The organism is Mycobacterium sp., from assembly GCF_035499775.1.
Classification (GTDB): Bacteria; Actinomycetota; Actinomycetes; order Mycobacteriales; family Mycobacteriaceae; genus Mycobacterium.
This window is the reverse complement of the sequence record NZ_DATJYB010000358.1, coordinates 1-4,010: the sequence shown is the minus strand read 5'-3', so window position 1 is coordinate 4,010 and position 4,010 is coordinate 1. Positions and strand designations below refer to the sequence as shown.

Here is a 4,010-nt window from a genome sequence, read left to right as displayed (position 1 = left end):
GGCACCTGAGTCAGCGTAGGGCCTGCCGCCAGCAGCAGGGGTAGCCGCAGCACCGTTCGACGCCTCACGAAGTGACCATAATTCCCCGAGTGACGTGGTCGGCCGTGTTTATCGATTCGCACAGTTTGGGGTGCCAATTGCTGTCTCACGGTCACCAGCACGCGCCAACTAACGCCCATTGCTCCCCGCCGCAGCCGGATGCATGCTTCCATCGGTAAAAGCGACCGCTTGAGGGCACCAATACTCAACGACGGGAGGGTGGGCGTGGCAGCGCGCGCCGTCCTGGTTACCCCACTGTCGGGGCCGCTGGCCCGTTTCGGAAAAGCAGGGGCGAGCGCCCTTGCTCTTTGGGCCGACCGTTGCGGAGTAGGTCTGGAGGTCATCGACGCTCACCCCTCCGCGGCGTCGGCGATACGGGCCGGCGAGGCTAGTCGGCCCGACGTGGTGTTCGGGCCCTACGGTTCGGGGCCAGCGCTCGCGGCCGCAGCCGCCAGCACAGGGGTCGTCTGGAACCACGGCGGCGCCACCGCCCGGCTGGCGCGCCCGGCGTATCCGCGTGTCGTCAACGGGGCGTCTCCCGCTTCCCGCTATCTCGCCGCAGTGCTGGAAACCCTTGTCGCCGAAGGTCTTGGGGAGGGGTCGGAGGTGGTAATAGTGCACGTCGACACGGGGTTCGGCCGCGAGGTGGCCGAAGGGGCGGCGGTGGCGGCTCGGCGATTCGGTCTCCTGCGGCGGTCGGTCAGTTTTCGGCCAGGCCGGGCCAGGGACGTGCTGGCGCAGGTCCCGGCGGCCGATGTGCTGTTATCGGCCGGTTCCGTCGAGGATGACGTCGCCGTCGCGCAGTGGGGCAGCGAACGCCGTTGGCGTGCAGTTGGATTGGTTGCCGCCGGGGTCGATGAGCTCCGGCATGCCATCGGTGATCGGGTTGAGCGCCTTTACGGGCCGTGCCAGTGGTTCGACGACGGGACAGATGATCCAGCGGATGGACCCAACAGCGAGTGGTTCAGCCAGCGATACCGGGACGCGAACGGTAGTGAGCCGCCCTATCCGGCTGCTGCGGCCTTCGCCGCGGGTGTCGTTTGGCAGCGCTGCGTGAAGGAAGCCGGCACCGTTGAGTCGTTGCCGGTGCTGGCCGCGTCACAACGACTCGATACCACGACCTTGTTCGGGCGGTTTCGTGTCGACCCGGTCACTGGCGTGCAAACCGGCCATCAGATTCGCGTCGTTCAGTGGCGAGGCGGACAGCGGGTGCTGGTTGATCGGCCGCTTCGTCGGACGTGAGTGTCGAAGTCACATCACCTCGTGGACTCGACGTGTCGGCACCGGTCGCGCCTCAGCTAACGCCGCCTTTGTGTCCCTCACCCCGGCGTCACCCCGGCGTCCAGGGGCGATTTCCAGCCGTACTTGATCCGTACCCCGACCGTACCCGCAAACGACAAAAAGTCTCGTCTGAACCGTCCCGGGTTTTATGCGCACCTTCCTTTGAGGGAAGGATGGCGCGATGGCGATCAGGTACGACGAGAACACCAAGGTCAGGGCGGTGCGGCTGGTCCGTGAGCACCGCGACGACTATGAGTCGGAGTGGGCGGCGATAAAGGCGGTGTCGGGCCGGTTGGGGATGAGCGCGGAGACGCTGCGCAAGTGGGTGCGGCAAGCTGAAGTCGACGCCGGTGAAGCGGCGGGAATGTCAAGTGAGGACAAACGGGAGCTGCGTGAGCTGCGCCGCAAGAACCACGAGCTTGAGATGACGATCGAAATCCTCAAGGCGGCAACGAGTTTCTTCGCGCGGGAGTGCGACCCGCGACACCGCTGATCTGTGAGTTCATCGACGCGCACAAGGACGCCTACGGGGTCGCACCGATCTGCCGGGCACTGGTGGTGCACGGCGCGCAGATCGCCCCACGCACCTACTGGGCGCACCGCGTGTCGGCACCCTCGAAACGGGCCCTGTGGGACACCACGATCACCGAGATCCTGGCCGGCTACTACGAGCCCGACGCCGAGGGTAAACGTCCGCCGGAGTGCCTGTACGGCAGCCTGAAGATGTGGGCGCATCTGCAACGCCAAGACATCCCGGTGGCCCGTTGCACGGTGGAAAAGATCATGCGCCACAACGGCTGGCGCGGGGTGACGCGTGCTCGCCGCCCGCCGCGCACCACCGAGCCGGATCCGGGCGCGGCCCGCGCCCCAGATCTGGTAGGCCGACGCTGGCGGGTGGCCGCGCCCAATCTACTGGAAGTGGCTGACTTCACCTACGTGCCGATGACCGCCGGGTTCGGCTATACCGCGTTTGTGATCGACGCCTACGCCGGATTGATCCCCGGCTGGGAGTGCTCGCTGAGAAAAGACACCGGCTTCGTCGAACGCGCGCTGCGTCACGCCGTGGCCTTCCGCGCCCGCCGAGGCCACCCGTTCGATGACGCGATACATCACAGTGACGCCGGGAGTCAGTACACTGCAATACATTTCGGTGAGTCCCTGATGTTGGCCGGACTAAAGCCATCGATCGGCAGCGTCGGAGACGCTCTGGATAACGGATTGGCCGAAACCACGATCGGGCTCTACAAAACCGAGTGTGTGCGCGAGGGTTCCCCTTTTCGCAGTGGGCCTATCGACACCCTCTCTGACCTGGAGAACCTCACCTCGGCGTGGGTGAGCTGGTACAACGACAGCAGGCTCATGCACCGCCTTGGCCGACGCCCGCCCGCCGAAGCCGAGGCCGAGTACTACGCGCGTCTCCTACCAACGTAGGGTTGCGCGGCAGGCATTGGCATGTGTCCCAATAGATTTGGTCGATCCCGCCATGCGCCAAGTATGCACCGGTCCTCGGCGCCATCAAGCAAACTACGCTTGACGGCGCCTGCGGGGCCGGTGCCGCGCTAAAGACGGCGGGAGTCGGCCCTAGGAAAATGGATCATGGCCCCCCGGCCACAGTGCATCCAGGTACTACGCTCACCATCAGATCGGAGAATCACGGTCACACGAAACGAGGTGTGCATCAAACCCGGGATGCTCCATGATCTCCCGGATCTCCCAGTTCTTGCCGACGCCGCGCAGCACTGCCGCCTGGCACTTCATTTGCTGCGCCCTTCGATGGTTGTCACCTGCGGTTGCACATGCAGATCTGTCATGCACCAAGCATCCGCCCAAACGGTCGAGCCCATTAGGTAGTCGACTACTCCATTTTCGGAGCTGTCACTGCGCCTCGTCGGTGCCCGCTCAGCCCCGGTTTACAGCGGCGTGACGTAGGCCGAGCTGATGCCGCCGTCGACCAGAAATGTTGAGGCGGTGATGAACGAGGCGTCGTCGCTGGCCAAAAATGCTACCGCAGAGGCGATTTCGTCGGGCTCGGCGAACCGCCCCACCGGCACGTGTACCAGCCGGCGCGCCGCGCGCTCGGGATCCTTGGCGAACAGCTCCTGCAGCAGCGGGGTGTTGACCGGCCCCGGGCACAGCGCGTTGACCCGGATGCCCTGTCGCGCGTATTGCACCCCGAGCTCGCGCGACATGGCCAGCACCCCGCCCTTGGAGGCGGTGTAGGAGATCTGCGATGTCGCCGACCCGAGCACCGCGACGAACGAGGCCGTGTTGACGATCGACCCCTTCTGCGCCGGCACCATGTGCTGAAGCGCCGCCCGGCAGCACAGGTACACCGACGTCAAGTTGATGTCCTGGACCCGTTGCCACGCCTGCAGCCCGGTGTGTTCGATCAGGTCGTCCTCGGGCGGCGAGATGCCGGCGTTGTTGAACGCGATGTCGACCGACCCGTAACTCGAAGCCGCGGTGTCGAACAGCGCGTTGACCGCGTCCTCGTCCGAAACATCCACTGGCACAAACAAACCGGCAAGCTCGTCGGCAGCCGCCGCACCGGCCTCGGCGTCGATGTCGCCGACGACGATCGTCGCGCCTTCGGCAGCCATCCGGCGGCCGGCGGCCAACCCGATGCCGCTGCCGCCGCCGGTGATCACCGCCACCCGCCCGGCCAGCCGCTGCGTCAGATCCATCAGGCC

Annotated in this window: 3 protein-coding genes; 2 read left to right on the top strand and 1 reads right to left on the bottom strand. The window is 66.0% G+C overall.

Features of this window, described 5'->3' with window-relative positions; genetic code table 11:
• The first annotated feature begins 264 nt into the window (after positions 1-264).
• On the top strand, positions 265-1,281 hold the full coding sequence (locus tag VML93_RS22295) for an ABC transporter substrate-binding protein (protein ID WP_325614396.1): 1,017 nt from the start codon (positions 265-267) through the stop codon (positions 1,279-1,281).
• 220 nt (positions 1,282-1,501) lie between these two features.
• Positions 1,502-2,751, top strand: a protein-coding gene (locus VML93_RS22290) for an IS3 family transposase (protein ID WP_325614395.1) whose coding sequence is annotated in 2 segments (ribosomal slippage) — positions 1,502-1,775 and positions 1,775-2,751 — 1,251 coding nt in all. Because the reading frame shifts where the segments join, the coding sequence is not laid out codon by codon here.
• 479 nt (positions 2,752-3,230) lie between these two features.
• On the opposite strand, the gene VML93_RS22285 is transcribed toward VML93_RS22290, so the two are convergent.
• Positions 3,231-4,007, bottom strand: coding sequence for a 3-oxoacyl-ACP reductase (locus VML93_RS22285; RefSeq protein ID WP_325614398.1), 777 nt, complete (start codon positions 4,005-4,007; stop codon positions 3,231-3,233).
• Positions 4,008-4,010 lie beyond the last annotated feature (3 nt).